The following is a 20,635-nucleotide window of genomic DNA, read 5'->3' as shown; positions in this document are numbered from 1 at the left end:
TTCGCTCCTTCGTTATATTGTCAGCATTGTCTTTCTTTCATCTGCAGACTTATCTCACCATTATACCCATATAAAACAAAAATGCAACCACAAAAACTCCAGACATAAAAATCTCCTTAAGCAGGTTTTTTAATGCTGCTCAAGGAGACTCTGTTGATATTCGCAATTCACTTCACGACACTCTTTATTTTACCCGTTTTTTTTTCAGGTCTTCTACAATTTCATTGTAACGTTTTTTATTCAGGCGATAGAAAAACAGTACAATTGCTGTCACTATCCATAAAACTCCCGGAATTGTAGTAAAGGAATGTCTCATAATACTGAGGACAGCCGGATTCTGTACCTGATTTGCCACATATCCATATTTTCCAAGAAGTGCTGCAAGAAGCGCAGTTCCTATTGCCATGCCAATTTTATTTCCCAGTGACACAAATGCATATTGAAAACCATCATTCCTTAAGCCCGTTTTCCACTCTCCGTATTCTACGCAATCGGGAATGATCGCATAGATTGCAGTGTTAAATCCAGAAAAAAAGAATTGTGTAATTCCTGCAAGTGTATAGAACGCTGCCGGTGTTTCTTTTACATTGAAGAAGAACATACAGAGCATGGAAATTCCGGTAAAAAGGGCAAAAATAGATGCAGTTCTTCCTTTATTATTCAATTTTCGGAATACAGGCTGGAAACATGCAGCACCGATAATGGATGGAATGATAATGCACATGGAATATGTAGTATAGTAGGATGCATTTCCCTCTACATAAGTGAAATAGTATAAAACATCTGCATTTCTTCCATAAAGTGTAAATCCGAATAACACCTGTCCGATTAATGCCAGAATATATGGGCGGTTCTGCATCACTGCTCTTAACTGCACTTTTATGGATATTTTTTCTTTTTCCGGCATAATCACCTGCTCTTTTGTTTTTGCGAAACAGAAGAAATGACAGGCTGCAAAAATACATCCGTATATGATTGCTACCAGCAGGTATCCTGTTTTAGCACTTTGACTGCCAAGTTTTCCAATCAGTGGAACTGTAATGATATTGATAATTCCAATTGCGACCATTGCAGATACTGAACGTGATGTATTAATCTTTGCACGTTCATCGATATCCTGTGTCATTGCTCCACAAAGGGTGCCATACGGGATATTTACACAGGTATATCCAAGTACCAGCAGACAGTATGTAATTACCATATAGATAACCTTTGATCTGTCCGACCAGTCCGGATGTGCCCAGAATGTCATAATCAGAAGCACGGCCGTGATCGGAGCTGCAATGAGAAGCCATGGACGATAACGTCCCCATTTTGTTTTGGTTTTATCTGTCAGTCCACCCACGATCGGATCATTAATCGCATCCCAAAATCTCGAAAACAGCATCAGGGCAGAGACTGCTGCCATACTGATTCCGAATACGTCTGTGTAAAAAATCATGAGAAAATTACTGACGAACATCCAGCTGAAATTACATCCTACATCGCCAAATCCATATGCGATTTTACTGATCAACGGAACTTTTACATTTTCGTTTTTACTCTCCATAATTCCTCCTGCCTGCTGCCATCCTCCTTCTTTCCGTTTACTCATGTCTTCTCTACAGCAGTCTTTTTTATTATATCTTTGTCTTACATAATGCTTATGATCAGCAGGGTATTTTATTTTTCCTGCACATTAATAATCACTTTCATTGTAGTCTCACGATTATCGTCAATGTACTGGTATGCTTTCAGATAATCTTTAAATGCAAATGTCTTAGAAATCAGCGGTCTTAAATGCACTTTTCCTTCATTCACCAGTCTGATTCCGTCTACATAATCATCATGTCTGTACATCATTGTGCTCTTGATATCAAGCTCATGATCATTTGCAACTGCCAGATCGATCTCAGCCATTCCTGCAAAAACTGCAACCAGCACAATCACGCTCCCTTTTCTTGCATATTTGATTGCCTGTCCCATTGTAATGTTATTTCCTGCACAATCATAGATAACATCTGCCTTATCCGGTCCAAAGGCTTCTACCATTGCTTCCCCGAAATTTTTATTTTTTGTGTTGACACATACGTCAATTCCACACTCTTTTGCTTTTTCCAGACGGAGATCACTGACATCTGTGATCATAACTTTAGCTGCTCCCATCCCTTTTGCAGACTGCGCTACCAGATTTCCGATCGGACCGGCTCCTATCACCACAATATTCATTCCTGTTACATCTCCCATCTGTTTAACACCATGAACAGCTACTGCCAGAGGCTCAATCATTGCGCCCTCTTCATAAGACATATCTTCCGGTATCGGTGTTACTTTTGATGCATCAACTGCAAAATACTCGGATGCAGTTCCTGTTGTCTGGAATCCCATTACTTTCAGCTCTTCACAGAGATTGTATTTTCCGTGACGGCATGGATAACAATGTCCACAATATACCTGTGGCTCAATTGTTACTTTCTGTCCCACATGAAATTCTGTTACTGCATAACCTGTTTTTACCACTTCTCCTGATACTTCATGTCCCTGGGTTACCGGATATTTTGTAAAAGGATGTTTTCCGTGATATACATGGATATCAGAACCACAGATACCAATATTCATAATCTTAACCAAAACCTGGTTGTCTTTAATCTCTGGTACGGGAACCTCTCTGAAAATAATTTCTCCTGGATTTGTCATAACCTGCTGTAACATAATATTTTCCTCCTTATTTGTTGAATGTACTTTGAATCTCTAGTTATTTATTAACTTTTATTAAATGTTTTATTAAAGTAATTACATTATTATTCAAATCGCTAAATTTGTCAATAAACATTTAAAAATATTTCTCATTTCTACCAGTTGCACAAAGTAAAGATTTTATTTTTATGCAGATGTTACTATAACACTCCTCATAATTATCTGCTGAATTCCCGCACAGTAACAAAATACCCTGATCACAACCTTTCTTTGTTGTAATCAGGGTATTTTTTATATTCAGATATTTGTTTAATATGGTATATCAGCAGATCATCAGTGATTCAAGAATGCTATCGGCTATATCTTTCCAATAAAATCCTGCAGGAAATGCTTTGCTGCACCTACAGCTGAGGCTTCTTTCTTATAAGAACAGTTTTTCAGATATCTCAGATCATGATCAAATCCATTATACTTCATTACTTTTTCCCCAAGAGGTATCATATAATCTGAGAGATATCCACCCATTTCACCTCCAAGAATGATATCCATATCATATGCCATACGCAGATTTGAAATCAGAATTGCAAGATAATCAAGATACTCTTCCCATTTTTTCTCTGCCTTTTCATCATTGTTTTGAAGCAGCTGCATAAACTGTTCCACAGAATCCTTTGACTCACCAACAAGTGCGCCTGCAGCGCAATAAGCATCTGCACAACCTGATTTTCCACAATAACACTTGCGGCCCTGAGGTACAAGTATCATATGTCCAAATTCTCCGGCCTTCTGATTTTCTCCGGAAAACAAATTTCCCCCTATGCAAAATGCACCGCCAAGAGTCTGATTCAACGAAAGATAAATTGCATTCTGATAGGTGTTCATATCTTCTGCCATCATTGCCGCATTGGCATCATTTGAAAAATAAACCGGGACAGAAAATGCCTGTTCCAGGAAACTGAGACTATAGTTTTCAAGTTTCAGTGCGTGGGATTTTATCACCAGTTTCTGCTCCTGATTAATGATTCCCGGAATAGAGATTCCAACACCCAGAAGCTTTTCTTTCTGTTCTGCATCATTCATATGATCCAGAAATTTCGCCGCAAAATCTGCCACCTGACTGCAATATGACATATCAGATACAAATTTCAGACGGATCCGCTCTGATTTCACAATCTCATACTTCAGATTTACCAGCACCATTCCCAGATGATTTGCAGTAATCACAATCCCCATTGCATAACGATAGGATGGATTGATTCCAATACTTTTAGCCTTTCTTCCTCCTGTGGATTCATATTCTCCAGTTTCTATTATGATACCTTTTTCCAATAAATCTTTTACATTAGACAGAACTGTTGGCATACTCAGATTCAGTTCTTTGGATATTTCCACTTTTGATGTGGATTCTCTATTTATAATATAATTTACGATTTTTGATTTCGTAGCAAATTTCTTTTCCAGTCCGCTCATTCTGTTTCTACCTTCTTTTATTAATGTATTTATAAAAGAATGATACCTGTTATTGTCATATTTGTAAATAGCCATTGTCTCTGCAGAGTATGTTGCTTTTTGCAATTGAGGCAGGGGACTTAACTTATTCAGCTGATTCAGTTAATATATCTACAATAACAGAGTTACTGTTCACTCCGTTCTCAGTAACACGCTTCGCGATGCACAGAATTTATGCTAATCGCATAAATTCGCGCTGTATGTCTCGGGATTTTGGCATGTTCATGCCAAAACACCTCGCGGGATAGTGGCGTGTGAACAGTAACATAACAGATAAATTTATATCATTCTGATGAAATATTATATTTCATTTTTCACGTTAATGATATAAAATTATCGTAACTGTTCAGTACCTTCACAGTTACGAGCCAAAATGCATTAAAAATCACCTGCGGTGATGGCATTTTGGCTTGTATGTCTCGGGATTTTGGTACTTACGTGCCAAAACACCTCGCGGGATAGCAGACTACTGAATAGTTACAAATTATTAATGTAAATATCAGGGCATATTCGAATAATCATTTCTAAACTTTTTCAAATATGCTCAGGAAAGGAACTTTTATACTAATGAAAACCAAGATTCAGGATATGACCTCCGGTTCACCGGGACGGTTGATCATTCTTTTTGCAATTCCCCTGATGCTGGGAAATATCTGTCAGCAGCTTTATACAATGGTGGATACCATGGTTGTTGGGCAGGTTGCAGGTGTGGAGGCTCTTGCCGCACTGGGTGCTGTTGACTTTCTGATGTGGGTTGTCACAGGAATATCCACAGGACTCACCCAGGGATTTTCCATTCAACTCTCCCAGTATTATGGGGCAAAGGATTTCGAAAATCTGCGTAAATCTCTGGCACACAGTTACCGGCTGACCGCATTTATCGCAATCGGAGTATTCATTCTTAGCCAGTCCTTTGCTTCGCTGGTATTAACAGGGCTGCATACACCTTCCAATATTATCGGAATGTCTCTGTTATATCTGCGTATCATTTTCTGTGGAATCCCGGCCACAGCAGCCTATAATATGTTTGCCTCTGCCCTAAGAGCTATGGGAAACAGTAAAACACCGCTGACCGCAATGATCATCGCATCTGTGCTGAATGTCTCACTGGACATCCTTTTTGTGGCAGGCTTCGGATGGGGTGTGGCAGGAGCAGCAATCGCAACTGTGATCGCACAGAGCTTCTCCGCTGTTTACTGTTTCCTGATTTTACGCAGAATTGATATCGTTCATCTGACCAGAGCAGATTTTATGCCTGCCTCCGGCATGAATGCCCGCCTGATGAAGCTTGGTATTCCTGTTGTATTCCAGAATATCATCATCGGTGTGGGCGGTCTGGTAGTCCAGTATGTGATCAATGGCTACGGTTTCCTTTTTGTAGCAGGATTTACAGCTACAAACAAGCTTTATGGTCTGCTGGAAATGGCTGCTATTTCCTATGGATATGCCATCGTTACCTATGTGGGTCAGAATCTGGGAGCCGGAAAGATTGACAGGATCAGAAAAGGCGTCCGCAGCAGTATGCTGCTTTCCCTGCTTACCTCACTGATCATTTCTGCTGCCATGTTTTTATTTGGAAAAAATATTCTCTCACTTTTCATCTCAGGTGAACCGCAGCAGACACAGCAGGTACTGGCAATTGCTTTTAAATACCTCTCTATTATGGCTGCCATGCTCTGGGTTTTGTACTTCCTGTACGTGTACAGATCTGCACTTCAGGGGCTGGGAGATACCTTAATGCCTATGGTAAGTGGTATGGCTGAATTTGTCATGCGTATCAGTGCTGCACTGATCCTTCCCCATTTTATCGGACAGGACGGTATTTTCTTTGCAGAGATTGCAGCATGGAGCGGAGCCACTGTAATCTTATGTATCAGCTATTATGTGCGGATGCATAAATATCATTAAAACAAAACAGGCACATAGTCCCGGATATCCGGTATATGTGCCTGTTTTTTGATCAGTCGATCCTGGAGCGTGTAAAATTATGTAAGATTCTTAATCCATTTATATTTCTTATAATGTTTATAGACCACCGGCAGTTTAATGATCTCGTCCAGATTGAGTACAAAGTAGACAACCATAACCGGCAGTTTCAGGATAAATGCGCAGATGCATCCCAGAGGAACAATGATACACCACAGAGTTACAGAATCACACAGCATTCCAAATTTGGAGTCTCCGCCTGCTGCGAAGATTCCTCCTATTGTCATACAGTTTACTGATTTTCCTGCGATGTAATAGGAAGAGATCAGCAGCATTTTTTGCAGATATCCGCGGGCTATCGGGGTGAGATCTACCATTTTTGTGATAAATGGGGATAAGGCAATCAGGACAAGGCCTGATACAATTCCTGCAATAATCGCAGTTTTGGTAAGTGTCTCGCCTACCTCTTTTGCTTCCTGCAGACGGTCTGCACCAAGACGGTTTCCCACTATGATACTGCCTGCATTTCCAAGTCCGAGGCAGAAGCATACAACAAGATTTTTGGAAATATTCGCTATTCCATTGGCGGCAACAGCATCCGTTCCCAGATGTCCCATGATCACAGAATACATGGAAAAACCTATTCCCCATGCAAGATTATTGATCAGTAACGGAACTGTTTTCTGCCAGAAACGGCCAAATAACTTTTTCTCACAGCTTCTGAGACTGAATTTCACAGCTCTGATCCTGCACAATACATAACCAACACTCCACAAGAACTGCACAACTGTTGCAAGTACGGTTGCCAGTGCAGCACCTTTAATCCCCATCTTCGGAAAGCCGGACAGGCCAAAAATGAAAACAGCATTCAATGCGATATTGAGAATTACCATAACCCCATTGATCAGGGTACTCATATTTACTGCACCACAGTTCTTCATGATTGCCAGGAAAATCTGTGCAATTCCCGAAAACACATAGGAAATGCCGATGACTCTTAAATACTCACTTCCCAGAACGATCAGAGTTTCCTCATTTGTCAGGATTCTCATGAGCTGTTCCGGAAAGAAAAGGGTTCCTGCCAGAAATACTACTGCAATACATCCACAAATCTTTGTCACAAGGCTGAACACCTGGGAAATACCTGTGTAATCCCCTTTTCCATAATATTGTGCCACAAACATATTCTCGCCTGCCATAAATGCAAACATAAACAGATTAAATACAAAAGTAACCTGTGTAGCCAGTGATACGGCTGACATGGCATCCTGACTTAACTTTCCCAGCATGATTGCATCACATGCTCCAACCAGGGCTGTCATGAACTGCTGAAGTGCGATCGGAAGTGCCAGCCTGACTATTTCTTTTCGTAAACTTCGTTTACGCTCATCCATTATCTTTTTTGCTCCTGTATAAAATATTATTGATACTCATTAGTCAATTTTCAGAATCATATTCAGGATTCTTCTTGCGCTGAGACGGATTTCTGCTTCAGTAATAAGCCCTTTTTCATATGCTTCTTTTATGCGTTCCGGATATCCTGCTGCCATCTTGATATCGTTTCCTGCTTTTGTCTCGCGGTAGTGTTCTCCGAATGTCCACCAGTCTGTTGTAACTATTCCGTCGAATCCCCATTCATCCCGGAGAATACCTGTCAGGAGTTCTTTGTTCTCTGAGGCGTGGATGCCGTTGATCAGGTTATAGGAGGACATAATTGTATATGGATGAGCCTCTTTTACAATAATCTCAAACTGTTTCAGATAAATCTCACGGAGTGCTCTCTCTGATACTCTGGAATCAGAATCCTTACGGTTTGTCTCCTTATTATTGGCTGCAAAATGCTTCACACTTGCTCCGATATGTTGAGACTGGATGCCTCTTACCATAGCTGCACCTGTCTTTCCTGCAAGGTACGGATCTTCAGAATAATACTCAAAGTTACGGCCACAGAGCGGGCTTCTGTGAATGTTGCAGGCAGGAGTAAGCCAGATACTGATATTATTTTCTTTTACTTCTTCCGCTCCTGCTTTACCAACTTTCTCTACCAGTTCTTCATCCCAGGTGCTGGCAAGAAGTGTGGCACATGGCCAGGCAGTTGTGTTCACTCCGCATTTCGGAAGAATACGAAGTCCGGCTGGTCCGTCTGCAGTCATCACATTCGGGACTCCGTATTCCGGAAGATTTCCCATTCCAAATGTATTGGCGCATCCTGTGTTTGGCTGTCCGCCAAGGAGATTGATACAGTCATCCAATGTCAGGATATCCATAAACTCATCCAATGTCATTTTACCATCTGCTACATCAGAGAAGTGAACTCCCTTGGAATCAAGAAAATCAAGAAAGTCTATTCCTTTTTGTCCTTTTGTATCAGGGCATGGAAGACCGATGGCATATTTATCCTGTCTCGGAAGTCCTTCTTCTTCCACATATTCACGCTGTGGAAGTTCCTCATAAGAACCGTCCGCAAGCATACGTTTCTGAAGATGATATGGTGCTGCCTTCCGGCTTAACTGCTCAGTTACTGTATCTTCTTTTACTACATATGTAAAGTCAATCTTCGCTGCATCTCTTACGTTTGTACCAATATAGATTGCATATTCTCCTGCTTCCAGAACATATGCAGACTTGCATACTTTGCCCAGATCATCGTAAGACGCCATCTGATTTACAGGAAGTTTCAGGGTAAGAATCTGTCGTTCACCCGGCTGAAGAAGGCTGGTCTTTTTGAATGCTCCCAGCACTTTCGCAGGCTTTCCGAGTTTACCCTGTGGTGCTCCGTAATAGAGCTGGACAACTTCTTTTCCTGCTGTTTTTCCTGTATTGGTTACTTCAGTAAGAACCGTGATCACACCGTTTTCTTCGGAAGCACCAGTCATCTTCCAGTCGAAGTCTGTATAGGAAAGTCCAAATCCAAACGGATAATTTACTCTCTCCGCTGCACCCGGAATTGTCTCAAAGTAACGGTATCCTACATAAATATCTTCTGTATAATCTACATAGAATGCAGACTCATGGAAGTTTGCTGTGGATGGATAATCTTCCAGATCTTTTGCATAAGTATCGGATAATTTACCGGATGGATTAACATCACCACAGAGTATATCTGCTGTTGCAAGACCACCTTCCATTCCCCCCTGCCATGCCATCAGTACTGACTGGATCTCATCACAGTCTCTGAACCATTTCGTGTCCACGATACCGCCAACATTCATCACTACGATTACATGTGGGAATGTTTTCTTTACCTTCTCTACCATGGCATTCTCTGCATTTGTCAGACAGAAATCACCGTTTTCAAAAATCTTCGCTGACAGTTCAGAGTTTCTTTTTTCTTCTCCGTCAAGAACATATCCATCCTGTGCTGCTTCACATTTCCTGTCCCATCCTTCGCCCGAGAAACGACAGATAGTAATTACTGCAGTATCTGTATATTCTCGCGCTTCATTCAGAAGTTCATCCGGAAGCTCCGGCTCAACTGTCATACCTGGTACTGCACCATCTGCGTACTGTTTCTGAATGTCTTCCTCATAATATTTCGCAAGTTTATCGAAAATTTCTACTTTTCCCTCATCCTCTTTAATCTTCATGCCCTCATAAAGATTACGGATGTATTCTACAGTTACATCGCCACTTCCTCCGCCGCCTTTTACGTAGTCTACAGTACCCTTACCAAAGAGTGCGACTTTCGTCCCTCTCCGGATCGGAAGTGTATTTTTCTCATTTTTCAGAAGGACCATTCCCTCTCCTGCTGCCATTCTGGAAAGTGCAATGTGTTCTTTACTTCCTGTAACTCTCCGTCCATCTTCTCCCAGCGGAAGCACAGGCTGGAAGAAGCTTCTCTGCCATTTTGCCATTATCTTAATCCTCCTTTAATTCTCCTTAGTCAAGCAGATAAAATCATCCACTTCGCTACTTGCTTGATTTGTTTAAAGTTCTTCCTTCAAAAATGCAAAAGGTTCTTCATCCTGAAGGAAATGCATAAGCTGATATGCACACATGATCGCTACATTTTCTTCACGCAGAATCCTCTTTACTTCTTCTCTGTCAGCAAGTACAACTTCAATTTCCTCTGTGTCTTCCTGTGCATCTTTGCTGATCTCACCTTCCGCATATCCGTAAACAGTTGCGCAGGATTCATCTGTCATGCCAACCGTTGTGAAATATGATTTCTCAAATGCAGAATCTACTTTCAGAGGTGTGAATTTCAGTCCTGTTTCCTCGTACATTTCTCTTACTGCACCTTCATGGAATTCTTCGTTCGGTTCTACCAGACCTGCCGGGAATTCGTAGATATATCCGCCGATTGCGTATCTGTACTGACGTACCAATACAACCTTGTCTTTTTTCTCTCCGTAAAGACTGTAAATAATTACACCATCCGGAGTATTTTTGCCTGTTTTTATCTTTAATTCGTTAATACTCTTCGCACGGGATGCCACAAAATATGACACAGGAGTGTTGTGAATGCTTGTTGCATTTAAATGGTACAAATTTAAAAATTTACAGTCTGTCAGTTTCTCAATATTATGTATCTGTCCCATAATGGATACTTCCTTTCGCTTTCTATACCTTCGCTGATTATTACAGCCAATTTTCTTCTATCTCTGTTTTTAGTTCGCAAAACATCTGATAAAACTCTTCTTTTGCATCAGCTATAATTCCTAACGCAATTTTCTGATTGTAAGAATGTGTAACATTATTTCTTGCCTGCAATGCACGAAGCCACTGCTCCTCATCTCTTATCATTCCTGCTTTATAGGCAGTCTTCAGAATGATTTTCGGTGAACCTGTTGCTCCCTCTGCATATCCATGAATCTCCAGTATTTCTTTCATCATTTTCCATGACTGCTCAAAACAAATTTCATACAATCCTACGAGTCCGGTAATCACTACATTATCATATGGTTCTTCATAATTATAAATATCTTTCATGTTAGACAGTGCATTGCAGAAATTCTCATATTTTCTCATACAAAATCCTCCCTTCCTTCTCTATAGATTCTCTTAATTCATCCTGCATGTCACGATCAAGATTTACAATATCATACTCCAGAAGAGTACTTGTCTCTTCATCCACATCTAACGCAAACCTTGCAAAATCTCCTCCTGTGACTGCAATATCTATATCACTTGTTCTTCTGAAATCTCCTCTTGCTCTCGAACCAAAAAGAATTACTTTTTCAATATCATATTTTTGCGCAAGGTTTCGGATTTCTTCTATAACTTCCGGTCTGATTCCTGTATCATTCATTTTATAAACCTCACATTCCGATGTTTATATCGTCTGTTTTATCTTACCATATTATCGTATCTTTTTTAAGTCTGTCTGACAATTTCCGTAATTATTTTTTACACATAAAAAGAAGAACAGCCGCAGATTTTTCATCATACGGCTGTTCTTCTTTTTTATTTATTGTACTGCCAATTTATTTATTCTTTATCAGATATAAAATCAATCTCCCTTGAGCACCACGCGGATTCTCTTATAAATCAGGAATACGATCAGGGATGTCAGAGCATATTTGAATATGTTGAATGGGAAAATGATCATTGCTGCAAATGTAAGAAGATTATTTACAGAACTGTGTACTGCACTTCCCATTTCGATAAATGCTTCTACCGGCATTCCAAAAGCCTTTCCATAAGCCGGAAGTAACACGAATGCATTGATAAAGCATGCAACTACTGCTGTAAGTACGGTTCCAACTGCCATTCCGATCACTGCATGTTTTCTGCTCTTAACAGATTTATAGCGGTAGATCAGACCTGCCGGAACTGCAAATGTACATCCAAAGATGAAGTTTGCCACATCGCCTACACCTGCTGTCATAGAGCCCTTTGTTACCAGATGCACAAGAATCTTCACCAGCTCGATCAGTACACCTGCGATCGGTCCCATTGCGAATGAACCAACCAGTACCGGGATTTCTGAAAAATCCAGCTGATAAAAAGTCGGTGCCAGGAAAGGAAGCGGAAACTCCAGATTCATTAAAATTCCTGCGATAGCGCCAAGCATGGCTATCTGTGTAACGGTTCTCGTCTTACTCCTTGCCATCGCATTTCCATTTCTTAATACCTGTTCACTCATACTGTTTCTCTCCTTTGAAATTATTCTTTATGGATATGTCTCATATCCTGTTAAAAGAAAATTCCACAAGCTTTTTATATAATGAAGATTTTCTTCAACATATAAAAAACCCCGGATCATATCCGGGGTAATGAGCACGTATGGTAAATATCGCGTGTTCTTCTCTCATCCAGACTATACTGTCGGTTCTGGAATTTCACCAAATCAGCCGCCGAAGCGGGTCGCGGACTATAACCGCCGGTAGGGAATCTCAGCTGATGCTGATCACCACAACCCCGAAGAATTTTCTTTTATCTGCGTCTGATTATACTACATACAGATATCTATTGTCAATACAACTATTCCATTACGCTCCTCTATTGACTTTGCTTTTCCAGGCTATTATAATAAATCCAGAAAACGAAAGGAGGTTTTCAATATGAAAACATGGACAAAGAAGTTCCAGAAAATGTTAACACTGATACTTGCCATCTGCCTCGTTACCGGCTGCATGGGATTCTCAAATGTGCAGGCAGCTACCGGAAAGTCAGGTACAACCTACTATGATACCTGCATAAATGGAAAAAAAGGCGGAACAATAACAACCAATGGCACAAAATACTATATGTCAGGCACAAGAAAGGCTATATGTAAGGGGAACACTCTGACAATGTATGCGTCATTTAATACTTCCAAAAACGGAATATTAAACAGCCAAAACAAAAAAGCATATATAAAATACGGAAAACATACATTTAAACTTACTTCCAAGACCAAATACTATTTTTCCGGAGGTGAAGCTCCCAACGATTATTGCTCAAAATCCGCTTTCATGTCTACCATGAGAAGCATGAATGGATTAGGTCTGCGCATTAAGGTAACCAATGGAAAAGTTGTTGAGATGTCTTTCAATTCATGATACCACAAGAGCCGCAAAGCTGGAAATTCCCACTTTACGGCTTTTGTTTAACTTGTCATTATTTTTTCCGAAACCATTCTTTTTTCTCTGTTCTCACAACCCATCCCTGAGAAGATTTTCATCTCATCAGGCACTTTTCATAAGTCAGACGAATATTTGTAATATTAAAGCAGGAGACTCACTTCATTGATAAAATTTTACTCTGCCTGATCAATATTATCAGGCCCTACAGCCCGCTAATACAACCATTCCAGGATTAGAAAAACAGGAAATCACTGCCAGACAAATGAAAAATATATAATATCCCGGTATTTTGTAGTTCATAAGTATTGCTGCCATAGTTTTCACCTCGCTTATGTACAATCTTCTTTGATAATTGACGAACTACTGAGAATATGCTTTAATGGATTTAGCATAAATACTTCAGGAGAACAAACATAGTTCTCAACTATGCTTCTACACCAACGATACATGTATCATATCTCACAGAAAGAAATGGGGGAACACAAATGGGACTTATAGCTATCAGCAGCATGGTATTCTTAGGTGGTATGTATCTGATGATTGCATTCGCATGGTGGCTTCTGCAGATTATTGCCAACTGGAGAATCTTTACCAAAGCAGGGGAGGCCGGATGGAAAAGTATTATTCCAATATATGGCGATTATATTTCTTATAAAATCGCATGGCAGCCTGCATATTTCTGGCTGACATTGGTTCTTGGAATCGTATCTTCCTGCTTACAGGGAACTCTTGAAACAAACGACAGTTTAATGATCTCCATGATCATCGTGCTGATCAAAATCATACTTGCCATAATCAGCATTATGTACAGTGTTAAGCTTGCAAGAGCTTTTGGCAGAGGCACAGGATTCGCCATTGGCCTTATCTTCTTACCGCCAATCTTCATGCTGATCCTTGGCTTCGGCGATGACAGATATTATGGGGCAGATAAATAGGTATACATTAAAATGAGAAGTTAAAGCGAAAAGATATATACTGGCAAGCACTTTTTATACTCTATCAGTATTCTCCTCTAAATAAAAGCAAAAATACCCTTTCGTCATGTCATACGAAAGGGTATTTTTTTCAGACTATTTTATTTTTTGTAAAGCACAAACGCCTCATATGGATTCAGGATGATTTTCCTGTCAAATACTTTTCTTCCCATGTTTGTGATCAGGCACTGAGCTCCTTCTGCGAATGTTTCCGGAAGTTCCATTTCCGCTTCCTGTGCACTGAAATTGCATACTGTGAGCAGCTTCTCTGATCCAAGCTTTCTTATGTAAGCGAATATCTGATCATGGTCGCGGTACAGAGCCTCAAATTCTCCGTACACAATGATGTCCATTTCTTTACGCAGACGAATCAGCTTCTGATAATAATGGAAAACAGAGTCCGGATCTTTTAACTGATCTGCTGCATTGATCTGCTGGTAATTTGGATTTACCTTGATCCATGGTTCCCCTGTAGTGAAACCTGCACCTGCGGAAGTGTCCCACTGCATAGGTGTTCTGGCATTATCGCGGCTTCTGAGCATCAGGCATTTCATCATATACTCCGGTGTCAGTCTGCCTGTCTCTGTCAGCTCAGTGAAATAATGAAGGCTCTCGATATCGCGGTAGTCCTCCAGCTTGTCGAAATAGACGTTAGTCATTCCAAGCTCTTCACCCTGATAAACATAGGGGGTTCCCTGCATCATATGAAGACAGGTCGCCAGCATCTTGGCTGAAATATCGCGGTAAGCAGGATTGTCATTTCCAAATCTGGATACACTTCTTGGCTGGTCATGGTTGCCAAGGAAAAGGCTGTTCCATGCTTTTCCTGCCAGTTCTTCCTGCCATTTGATCATGATCTTCTTGAACTCTTTGAAATCATACCGTTCTGTGGTCCACTTGCCATAATCACCGCCGCCGATTTCTACATGCTCAAACTGGAATACCATATTCAGTTCTTCTCTGTCATCACCTGCGTATTTCTGTGCTTCCTCAATGGTAACTCCTGAGGTTTCCCCCACAGTCATCACATCATATTTGGAAAGAACTTCCTGATTCATTTCATGCAGGAATTCGTGGATTCTTGGACCATGAACACTGTACGGACCGAAATCACCATACAATCCGTTATTCATCTCTCCGTCAGGAAATTCCTGATCTTTGGAGATCATGCTGATAACATCCATACGGAAACCGTCGATTCCCTTTTCACACCAGAAGTTCATCATATCATAAACTTCCCGACGAACCTTGTCGTTCTCCCAGTTCAGATCCGGCTGCTTCTTGGAGAACAGATGAAGATAATACATATCTGTCTGTGCGTCATATTCCCAGGCTGAACCGCCAAATACTCCGCCCCAGTTATTTGGTTCCTTACCATTCACCGGATTTCTCCAGATATAATAGTCGCGGTAAGGATTGTCTTTGGATTTACGGCTCTCGACGAACCAGGAATGCTCATCGGAAGTATGGTTTACAACCAGATCCATGAGAATCTTGATTCCTCTTTTGTGTGCCTCTGCAAGGAGAGTTTCATAATCCTCCATGGTTCCGTAGTCTTTGTAGATCTTTCTGTAATCAGAAATATCATAGCCATTATCATCCTGCGGAGACTCAAGCATAGGAGAAATCCAGAGAACATTCACACCTAACTCCTTCAAATAGTCAAGCTTCTCAATAATTCCTCTGATATCCCCGATTCCGTCTCCATTACTGTCTTTAAAGCTTTTGGGATATATCTGATAAACAACACTTTCTTTCCACCAGGTTTTCTTCATAAACGTAAGCCTCCTGTTTGTATTTCTCAAGTTTATTGATGTGTTATTTTACTGCACCGGCAACAACACCGTTCATGATCCACTTCTGGCAGAAGATATATACGATCAGTACAGGTGCCAGTACAAGCAGATAAGAGGCAAATGCCAGATTATAGTCTACAGAGAACTGGCTCTTGAATACATACTGTGCAAGCTGTAAGGTCTGCTGGCTCTCATCACTTAAGAGTACCAGTGGCATACTGAAGTCGTTCCATGTCCACATAAAGGAAAGGATTGCTACTGTTGCTGTAGTTGGTTTTAATACCGGGAAAATGACCCGGCTGAAAATCTGGATGGGGTTGGCACCATCGATCATTGCTGCTTCATCCAGTGCTTCCGGTATCGCCTTGATTGCACCTGTATAAAGGAAGGTATTCATGGGCAGACCGAAGATAATATAAAGAAAACTAATACCGTAAATATTATCCAGATGGAAGGCATTCGCCTGTACAACCAATGGAAGCATGATTACCTGGAACGGGATAAACATGGCACTGATAAAGTAGTAATACATAATGGAAAAGAATTTACTCTTTTTCCTGTTTCTGGTTATTGCATACGCTGCAAAGGAGTTTGTGATCAATGTAAAGAACAGGTTGATCACTGTAATAAATGCAGTGTTAAAAAATTTCTGTGGGAAATTTGTCATCACCCAGGCATCCACGAAGTTCTGCAGACGCAGCTTTCTGGGTAATGCCAGTATGTTATTCATGTCAGACGGATCCTTGATTGCGATCATCAGTGCCATATACAGAGGCAAAAGAATAATCAGCACAATTCCTATGATAAGAAGAATCGTTACAGGCCAGTTGTAACGTTCTTTTACCTTCGCTACACCCTGTTTCATCCTAACTTCTCCTCTCTCTTCTCAAGTATACGAAGCTGTAATACAGAAATCAGCACAACTACAATAAAAAGCACAACTGCATTGGCTGACTGGTAGGCGAACTGTCCTCCACCGAATCCCTTCTTATAGATCAGGACTGCAATGGAAGTAGTTGCTGTTCCAGGTCCACCATCTGTCATGGCCATGATCTGATCGTAAACCATCAGGTAACCTTTGGCAGAGAGCACCATATTAATGGTAAAGGACGGTGCCAGAAGAGGGAATGTGATCTTGCTGAAACGCTTGAAGCCTGTAGCTCCGTCCAGGTCAGCAGCTTCATATACATCTGTATCAATAGACTGGAGTCCTGCAATATAGATCAGTGTATTAAATGCACATCCGATCCACAGAGATACTGCAATGATTCCCCAGATCGCATTGTTGGTACCCAGAATATTCACACTGAGAGCCTTGATTCCCAGAGCTTTTCCAAGCTCCGGAACCAGGTTTGCAAAAATATAGTTAAAGATGAATCCCACGATCAGACTCCCCAGCATATACGGCAGGAAATAAAACGCTTTAATCGTATTTTTGAATTTAATCTTTGCATTTAATGCGCATGCAAGCACAAGACTGATCACATTAACCAGGATCGTAGTGATCACAGCAAATTTAAAGGTGAAAATGTAAGCATTTCCTGTATCTGCATCTACAAACATATGCAGATAATTACGCAGCCCTACGAAATTCCACTCTCCGTATCCTCTCCAGTCAGTAAAGCTGTAGAACACACCTTTCAGGAAAGGAATTGTATGGAAGATGAAAAATAATACTGCAAGAATACCAACATAAATATAGTAAATTTTGTTGACAGCAGGTCTTTTACGATTCGCTGCTTTCTTCATAGGCTCATCCCCTCACTTAATCTACATTCGCAACATCATATTTCTCATCACACTGTTTCAGGAACTGATCGATGTTTTCCTTATCATCCATTCCATTTGCACGATTTAAACTAAATCCAGCAACCAGTGCGGCCATATCCAGTCCTGATGGATAGTAGTGGTCTTCAAAGTTAGCAACTTTACCATTGCTGATGTCTTCCTGTACGCCTGATACTGCTTCATCACTCTGCTCTACACCCTTTAATGCGGAGAATGAGAACTGCTCATCAATATAAGTCTGTATATTTTCTTTTTCCATCATAAAGGAAACGAAATCTTTGGCTGCATCTACATTAGAGCTGCTCTTACTTACGCCCAGAAGCACATCCACACCTGAGGTAACCTTGTTCTGGGATTCATCATTGGAAGACGGCAGTGCAAACATGTTTATTTTTACATCCGGATTAGCATTACGGTACTGGCTGATCGCCCAGTTTCCGTTGATGATCATTACAGCGTCACCGTTGGCAAATTTCTTGTTTCCGTCATCATAGCTAAGTCCCATGTAATCATCCTGTGCATAATCAAGAAGTGTCAGATATTTCTCTGCAATCTCCTCATGTGTTCCCACAAATGTTGTCTTGCCTGCTTTGCGGTCATCCGCGAAGCTCTCCGGTGCAAGGTCTGCTGCTATGGAGTTCCACGGTGCAAGTGCTGTCCATGCGTCTTTGTAAGTCATCAGTAATGGCTGCTCGCCTGCATCCTTGATTTTCTGCAGAACATCTATAAACTCATCCCAGGTCTTCGGAACTTCCAGTCCAAGCTCTTCGAATTTCTCTGTATTGTAGATAACACCGGAAGCATTTGTAGCAAATGGAACACCATATATTGTCTCTTCTTTGTCCTTATTTACATCGTAAACCATGTCAATATAGGCTTCCTGTACATCCTTGATATAATCCTGATCACCCAGGTCAAGCAGCATACCTGCACCCTCAACCTCAGTGTAGTTGTTATCGCCGCCCATTGCTACGATGTCAGGCATATCATTCTTTGCCATTCTGGTCTTTAATACTGTTCCTGCATCCGGCGGAGCAGTAACCTTTACTGTCACATCGTCATGGCTTTCATTATATTTGTCTACCAGTTTCTGAATCGTATCCTTGTTCTCAGGTTTTGTGGAAAAAAGTTCCAGTTCTGTTTTACCTGAACTTTTCGCTGAAGATCCTGCGTCAGATGAACCGCCGCATCCTGTTAATGTGCCGGCAAGCAAAGTACCAATTACCAATGTGCTTATTATTTTTTTATACATTTTTTCTCCTCCATAATTTAATTTTCATTAACTACGAAGGCTGCGCAACCTCTGTTTTCCCTTGGTGACTTTATCATAACGCAGTCTGTCTGTAAAAATCAACAGGTTTCTCGGGAAACTTAAATTTCACACAAAATTCATTATCTGTTTTTATGCATATTGTATAATATTTGGTACACTTTTACACTATAAACCCAACCAGATAAGTTCTGTAAATTGCAAAAGAGAGCCTGCTATTCTTTCACAGACTCTCTTTTTATCAGCCGCACCGGGCTCTTGATATTCATTTCTTTTAAAGTTTCTCCCTCTATCATCCGGTGCAGACGACGCAGGGAGATCACGCCCTTCTGGTGGATATCCTGATGAACCGTAGTCAGCCTGGGACGGACAAACTCCGCATAAATATTGTCATCATAACCTACTATGGAAATCTGATCCGGAACCTTAATCCCATGGTCAAAGAAATAGTTCATAGCCTCAATCGCTCCGTAATCCGAAGAAAACGCCAGTGCCTTTACTTCAAGGAAACGAGGAAGCAGTTCTTCATATCTGCTAAGGCGCTGTCTCTTCTCCCCCGGAACTACGATCAGACGGGATTTGCTGCAGAAACCGCCCTGCTTTTCCATAGCCTGTTTGAATCCATTCCATCTGCGGGAATCACTGTCCTTATCTGTCTCTGCGATAAACAATGCCCTGTGATATCCACAGGAATACAGGTATTCTCCAACCTGATATCCACCGGAATAATCGTCAACTCCTACATTCTGGAAGGTGTATTCCCCTTCCGGATATGCATCGATCAATATCATCTTTTTGTTCAGTTTTCTGGACAGCTGTCTGTATCGTTCCTCATCATATCCCAGAATGATCAGACCCTCAACATTCCACCTGGAAGCCATGTCTACTACATCTTCAATTTTTTCCCCACCGATAAGCATGACGAAATAACCTTTCCGTTCTGCTTCTGTCTGTATGGTTCCTATCAGCTCTCCCACAAAGGAATCCTGCAGAGACTGCATTCCATGAGCAGTTGCAAATCCAAGCACTACTCCGATGATTCTGGAGCCATGACCTGACAACATCACAGATCCCATATGGGGAACATAATTCTGTTCCTTCAGAATGCGGGTAATCTTATCTATGGTTTCCTGAGACACTCTCTTGGTATTTCCATTGATCACATTGGAAACCGTAGTCCGGCTCACCCCCGCCATATCTGCAATATCCTGAAGTCTGATCATTTAAACGCCTCCTGTTTTACGATATTTTATAGATTCATACAATAATGTTAAAGATATCCTTGTCTATAAAATGTTTATACCATATATATGTTTTTAAGTAAACTTCCGTTCTTATATTATTATAAAAACGCAGGCATAGCGGGCTACGCTGAGGCTTTTATACCTGTGCAATCGGATTCACAGACAAGCGAATGGTATAGTTTTTTCCAGATTGAAACAAAATTGCGCGTCTGACTCTCTTCATTGGAAAATAACGAGAATGCGACGCGCAGTTATTCAAAGGATGAACTGAATGATACTTTTATTCTTCATCCGCATGATAAATTCCCACATAGCCCTGCGGTTCTACTCTAACAATCTGCTCGACTTCCTCCGTTTTCTCCGGGAAGTCCGCTTCTGTGTCAACTACCCATCACCTAAAGGTAATGGGCTTGTAACTGCCCAGTCGTAGTAACGGCTTACG

At 41.0% G+C, this 20,635-nt stretch carries 17 protein-coding genes and 1 riboswitch; of the genes, 3 read left to right on the top strand and 14 right to left on the bottom strand.

All coding sequences use genetic code 11. From position 1 onward, the window contains the following. Positions 1-184: 184 nt before the first annotated feature. The 3 genes from LJE12_RS13565 to LJE12_RS13555 all read right to left on the bottom strand — a co-directional run bounded on the left by LJE12_RS13565 (position 185) and on the right by LJE12_RS13555 (position 4,146). On the bottom strand, positions 185-1,549 hold the full coding sequence (locus LJE12_RS13565; protein ID WP_118409179.1) for an MFS transporter: 1,365 nt from the start codon (positions 1,547-1,549) through the stop codon (positions 185-187). A gap of 113 nt (positions 1,550-1,662) precedes the next feature. Further along, positions 1,663-2,691, bottom strand: a complete 1,029-nt coding sequence (locus LJE12_RS13560) for a zinc-dependent alcohol dehydrogenase (RefSeq protein WP_227226604.1) — start codon at positions 2,689-2,691, stop codon at positions 1,663-1,665. 342 nt (positions 2,692-3,033) lie between these two features. Further along, positions 3,034-4,146, bottom strand: coding sequence for an ROK family transcriptional regulator (locus LJE12_RS13555; protein WP_119235071.1), 1,113 nt, complete (start codon positions 4,144-4,146; stop codon positions 3,034-3,036). A gap of 606 nt (positions 4,147-4,752) precedes the next feature. Between LJE12_RS13555 and LJE12_RS13550 the strand changes: the two genes are divergently transcribed. Beyond that, complete coding sequence (locus LJE12_RS13550; protein ID WP_215679973.1) at positions 4,753-6,093, top strand: MATE family efflux transporter; 1,341 nt, start codon at positions 4,753-4,755, stop codon at positions 6,091-6,093. 77 nt (positions 6,094-6,170) lie between these two features. Here LJE12_RS13550 and LJE12_RS13545 read toward each other — a convergent pair whose 3' ends face one another. The 6 genes from LJE12_RS13545 to LJE12_RS13520 all read right to left on the bottom strand — a co-directional run bounded on the left by LJE12_RS13545 (position 6,171) and on the right by LJE12_RS13520 (position 12,199). Further along, a complete protein-coding gene (locus LJE12_RS13545) occupies positions 6,171-7,505 on the bottom strand; it encodes an MATE family efflux transporter (protein WP_173721680.1) in 1,335 nt (444 codons plus the stop codon). 39 nt (positions 7,506-7,544) lie between these two features. Continuing rightward, positions 7,545-9,965 carry a glycoside hydrolase family 3 protein gene (locus LJE12_RS13540; protein WP_227226603.1) on the bottom strand — a complete coding sequence of 807 codons (2,421 nt, stop codon included), beginning with the start codon at positions 9,963-9,965 and terminating at the stop codon, positions 7,545-7,547. Positions 9,966-10,037: 72 nt separating this feature from the next. Beyond that, positions 10,038-10,652: an NUDIX hydrolase gene (locus LJE12_RS13535; RefSeq protein ID WP_120062039.1), complete on the bottom strand. Its 615-nt coding sequence runs from the start codon at positions 10,650-10,652 to the stop codon at positions 10,038-10,040. Between the two features lie 40 nt (positions 10,653-10,692). Beyond that, positions 10,693-11,082 (bottom strand): HI0074 family nucleotidyltransferase substrate-binding subunit, encoded by a 390-nt coding sequence (locus LJE12_RS13530; protein WP_008706340.1) that lies wholly within the window; start codon positions 11,080-11,082, stop codon positions 10,693-10,695. Beyond that, positions 11,069-11,362, bottom strand: a complete 294-nt coding sequence (locus tag LJE12_RS13525) for a nucleotidyltransferase family protein (protein WP_008706339.1) — start codon at positions 11,360-11,362, stop codon at positions 11,069-11,071. Before LJE12_RS13525 ends, LJE12_RS13530 begins: the two co-directional genes overlap by 14 nt. A 201-nt stretch (positions 11,363-11,563) precedes the next feature. After that, a complete protein-coding gene (locus LJE12_RS13520; RefSeq protein WP_055058216.1) occupies positions 11,564-12,199 on the bottom strand; it encodes an ECF transporter S component in 636 nt (211 codons plus the stop codon). A 153-nt stretch (positions 12,200-12,352) separates the two neighbouring features. Beyond that, positions 12,353-12,486, bottom strand: a riboswitch (FMN riboswitch). Positions 12,487-12,617: 131 nt separating this feature from the next. Here LJE12_RS13520 and LJE12_RS13515 point away from each other — a divergent pair. Continuing rightward, a complete protein-coding gene (locus LJE12_RS13515; protein WP_055059016.1) occupies positions 12,618-13,097 on the top strand; it encodes a hypothetical protein in 480 nt (159 codons plus the stop codon). Between the two features lie 509 nt (positions 13,098-13,606). Further along, positions 13,607-14,056: a DUF5684 domain-containing protein gene (locus LJE12_RS13510; RefSeq protein ID WP_055059015.1), complete on the top strand. Its 450-nt coding sequence runs from the start codon at positions 13,607-13,609 to the stop codon at positions 14,054-14,056. Between the two features lie 140 nt (positions 14,057-14,196). Here the strand turns inward: LJE12_RS13510 and LJE12_RS13505 are convergent, their stop codons facing one another. From LJE12_RS13505 to LJE12_RS13485, 5 genes are all read right to left on the bottom strand, one after another. Further along, positions 14,197-15,870, bottom strand: coding sequence for a glycoside hydrolase family 13 protein (locus tag LJE12_RS13505; RefSeq protein ID WP_227226602.1), 1,674 nt, complete (start codon positions 15,868-15,870; stop codon positions 14,197-14,199). A 43-nt stretch (positions 15,871-15,913) separates the two neighbouring features. Further along, complete coding sequence (locus LJE12_RS13500) at positions 15,914-16,756, bottom strand: carbohydrate ABC transporter permease (RefSeq protein ID WP_177968990.1); 843 nt, start codon at positions 16,754-16,756, stop codon at positions 15,914-15,916. Further along, on the bottom strand, positions 16,753-17,640 hold the full coding sequence (locus LJE12_RS13495) for a carbohydrate ABC transporter permease (protein WP_026649841.1): 888 nt from the start codon (positions 17,638-17,640) through the stop codon (positions 16,753-16,755). Before LJE12_RS13495 ends, LJE12_RS13500 begins: the two co-directional genes overlap by 4 nt. A gap of 16 nt (positions 17,641-17,656) precedes the next feature. Further along, on the bottom strand, positions 17,657-18,931 hold the full coding sequence (locus LJE12_RS13490; RefSeq protein WP_177968989.1) for an ABC transporter substrate-binding protein: 1,275 nt from the start codon (positions 18,929-18,931) through the stop codon (positions 17,657-17,659). Between the two features lie 233 nt (positions 18,932-19,164). Continuing rightward, on the bottom strand, positions 19,165-20,172 hold the full coding sequence (locus LJE12_RS13485; protein ID WP_055154113.1) for a LacI family DNA-binding transcriptional regulator: 1,008 nt from the start codon (positions 20,170-20,172) through the stop codon (positions 19,165-19,167). Positions 20,173-20,635: the final 463 nt, after the last annotated feature.

Source organism: Blautia sp. DFI.6.71, assembly GCF_020593585.1.
Classification (GTDB): Bacteria; Bacillota; Clostridia; order Lachnospirales; family Lachnospiraceae; genus Blautia_A; species Blautia_A wexlerae.
This window is presented reverse-complemented; position numbering and strand designations above follow the sequence as displayed.

Bases quoted from the DNA above. Each gene is read 5' to 3' on its own strand.
- LJE12_RS13565 (WP_118409179.1), bottom strand. From the start codon at position 1,549: ATGGAGAGTAAAAACGAAAATGTAAAAGTTCCGTTGATCAGTAAAATC.
- LJE12_RS13560 (WP_227226604.1), bottom strand. From the start codon at position 2,691: ATGTTACAGCAGGTTATGACAAATCCAGGAGAAATTATTTTCAGAGAG.
- LJE12_RS13555 (WP_119235071.1), bottom strand. From the start codon at position 4,146: ATGAGCGGACTGGAAAAGAAATTTGCTACGAAATCAAAAATCGTAAAT.
- LJE12_RS13550 (WP_215679973.1), top strand. From the start codon at position 4,753: ATGAAAACCAAGATTCAGGATATGACCTCCGGTTCACCGGGACGGTTG.
- LJE12_RS13545 (WP_173721680.1), bottom strand. From the start codon at position 7,505: ATGGATGAGCGTAAACGAAGTTTACGAAAAGAAATAGTCAGGCTGGCA.
- LJE12_RS13540 (WP_227226603.1), bottom strand. From the start codon at position 9,965: ATGGCAAAATGGCAGAGAAGCTTCTTCCAGCCTGTGCTTCCGCTGGGA.
- LJE12_RS13535 (WP_120062039.1), bottom strand. From the start codon at position 10,652: ATGGGACAGATACATAATATTGAGAAACTGACAGACTGTAAATTTTTA.
- LJE12_RS13530 (WP_008706340.1), bottom strand. From the start codon at position 11,082: ATGAGAAAATATGAGAATTTCTGCAATGCACTGTCTAACATGAAAGAT.
- LJE12_RS13525 (WP_008706339.1), bottom strand. From the start codon at position 11,362: ATGAATGATACAGGAATCAGACCGGAAGTTATAGAAGAAATCCGAAAC.
- LJE12_RS13520 (WP_055058216.1), bottom strand. From the start codon at position 12,199: ATGAGTGAACAGGTATTAAGAAATGGAAATGCGATGGCAAGGAGTAAG.
- LJE12_RS13515 (WP_055059016.1), top strand. From the start codon at position 12,618: ATGAAAACATGGACAAAGAAGTTCCAGAAAATGTTAACACTGATACTT.
- LJE12_RS13510 (WP_055059015.1), top strand. From the start codon at position 13,607: ATGGGACTTATAGCTATCAGCAGCATGGTATTCTTAGGTGGTATGTAT.
- LJE12_RS13505 (WP_227226602.1), bottom strand. From the start codon at position 15,870: ATGAAGAAAACCTGGTGGAAAGAAAGTGTTGTTTATCAGATATATCCC.
- LJE12_RS13500 (WP_177968990.1), bottom strand. From the start codon at position 16,756: ATGAAACAGGGTGTAGCGAAGGTAAAAGAACGTTACAACTGGCCTGTA.
- LJE12_RS13495 (WP_026649841.1), bottom strand. From the start codon at position 17,640: ATGAAGAAAGCAGCGAATCGTAAAAGACCTGCTGTCAACAAAATTTAC.
- LJE12_RS13490 (WP_177968989.1), bottom strand. From the start codon at position 18,931: ATGTATAAAAAAATAATAAGCACATTGGTAATTGGTACTTTGCTTGCC.
- LJE12_RS13485 (WP_055154113.1), bottom strand. From the start codon at position 20,172: ATGATCAGACTTCAGGATATTGCAGATATGGCGGGGGTGAGCCGGACT.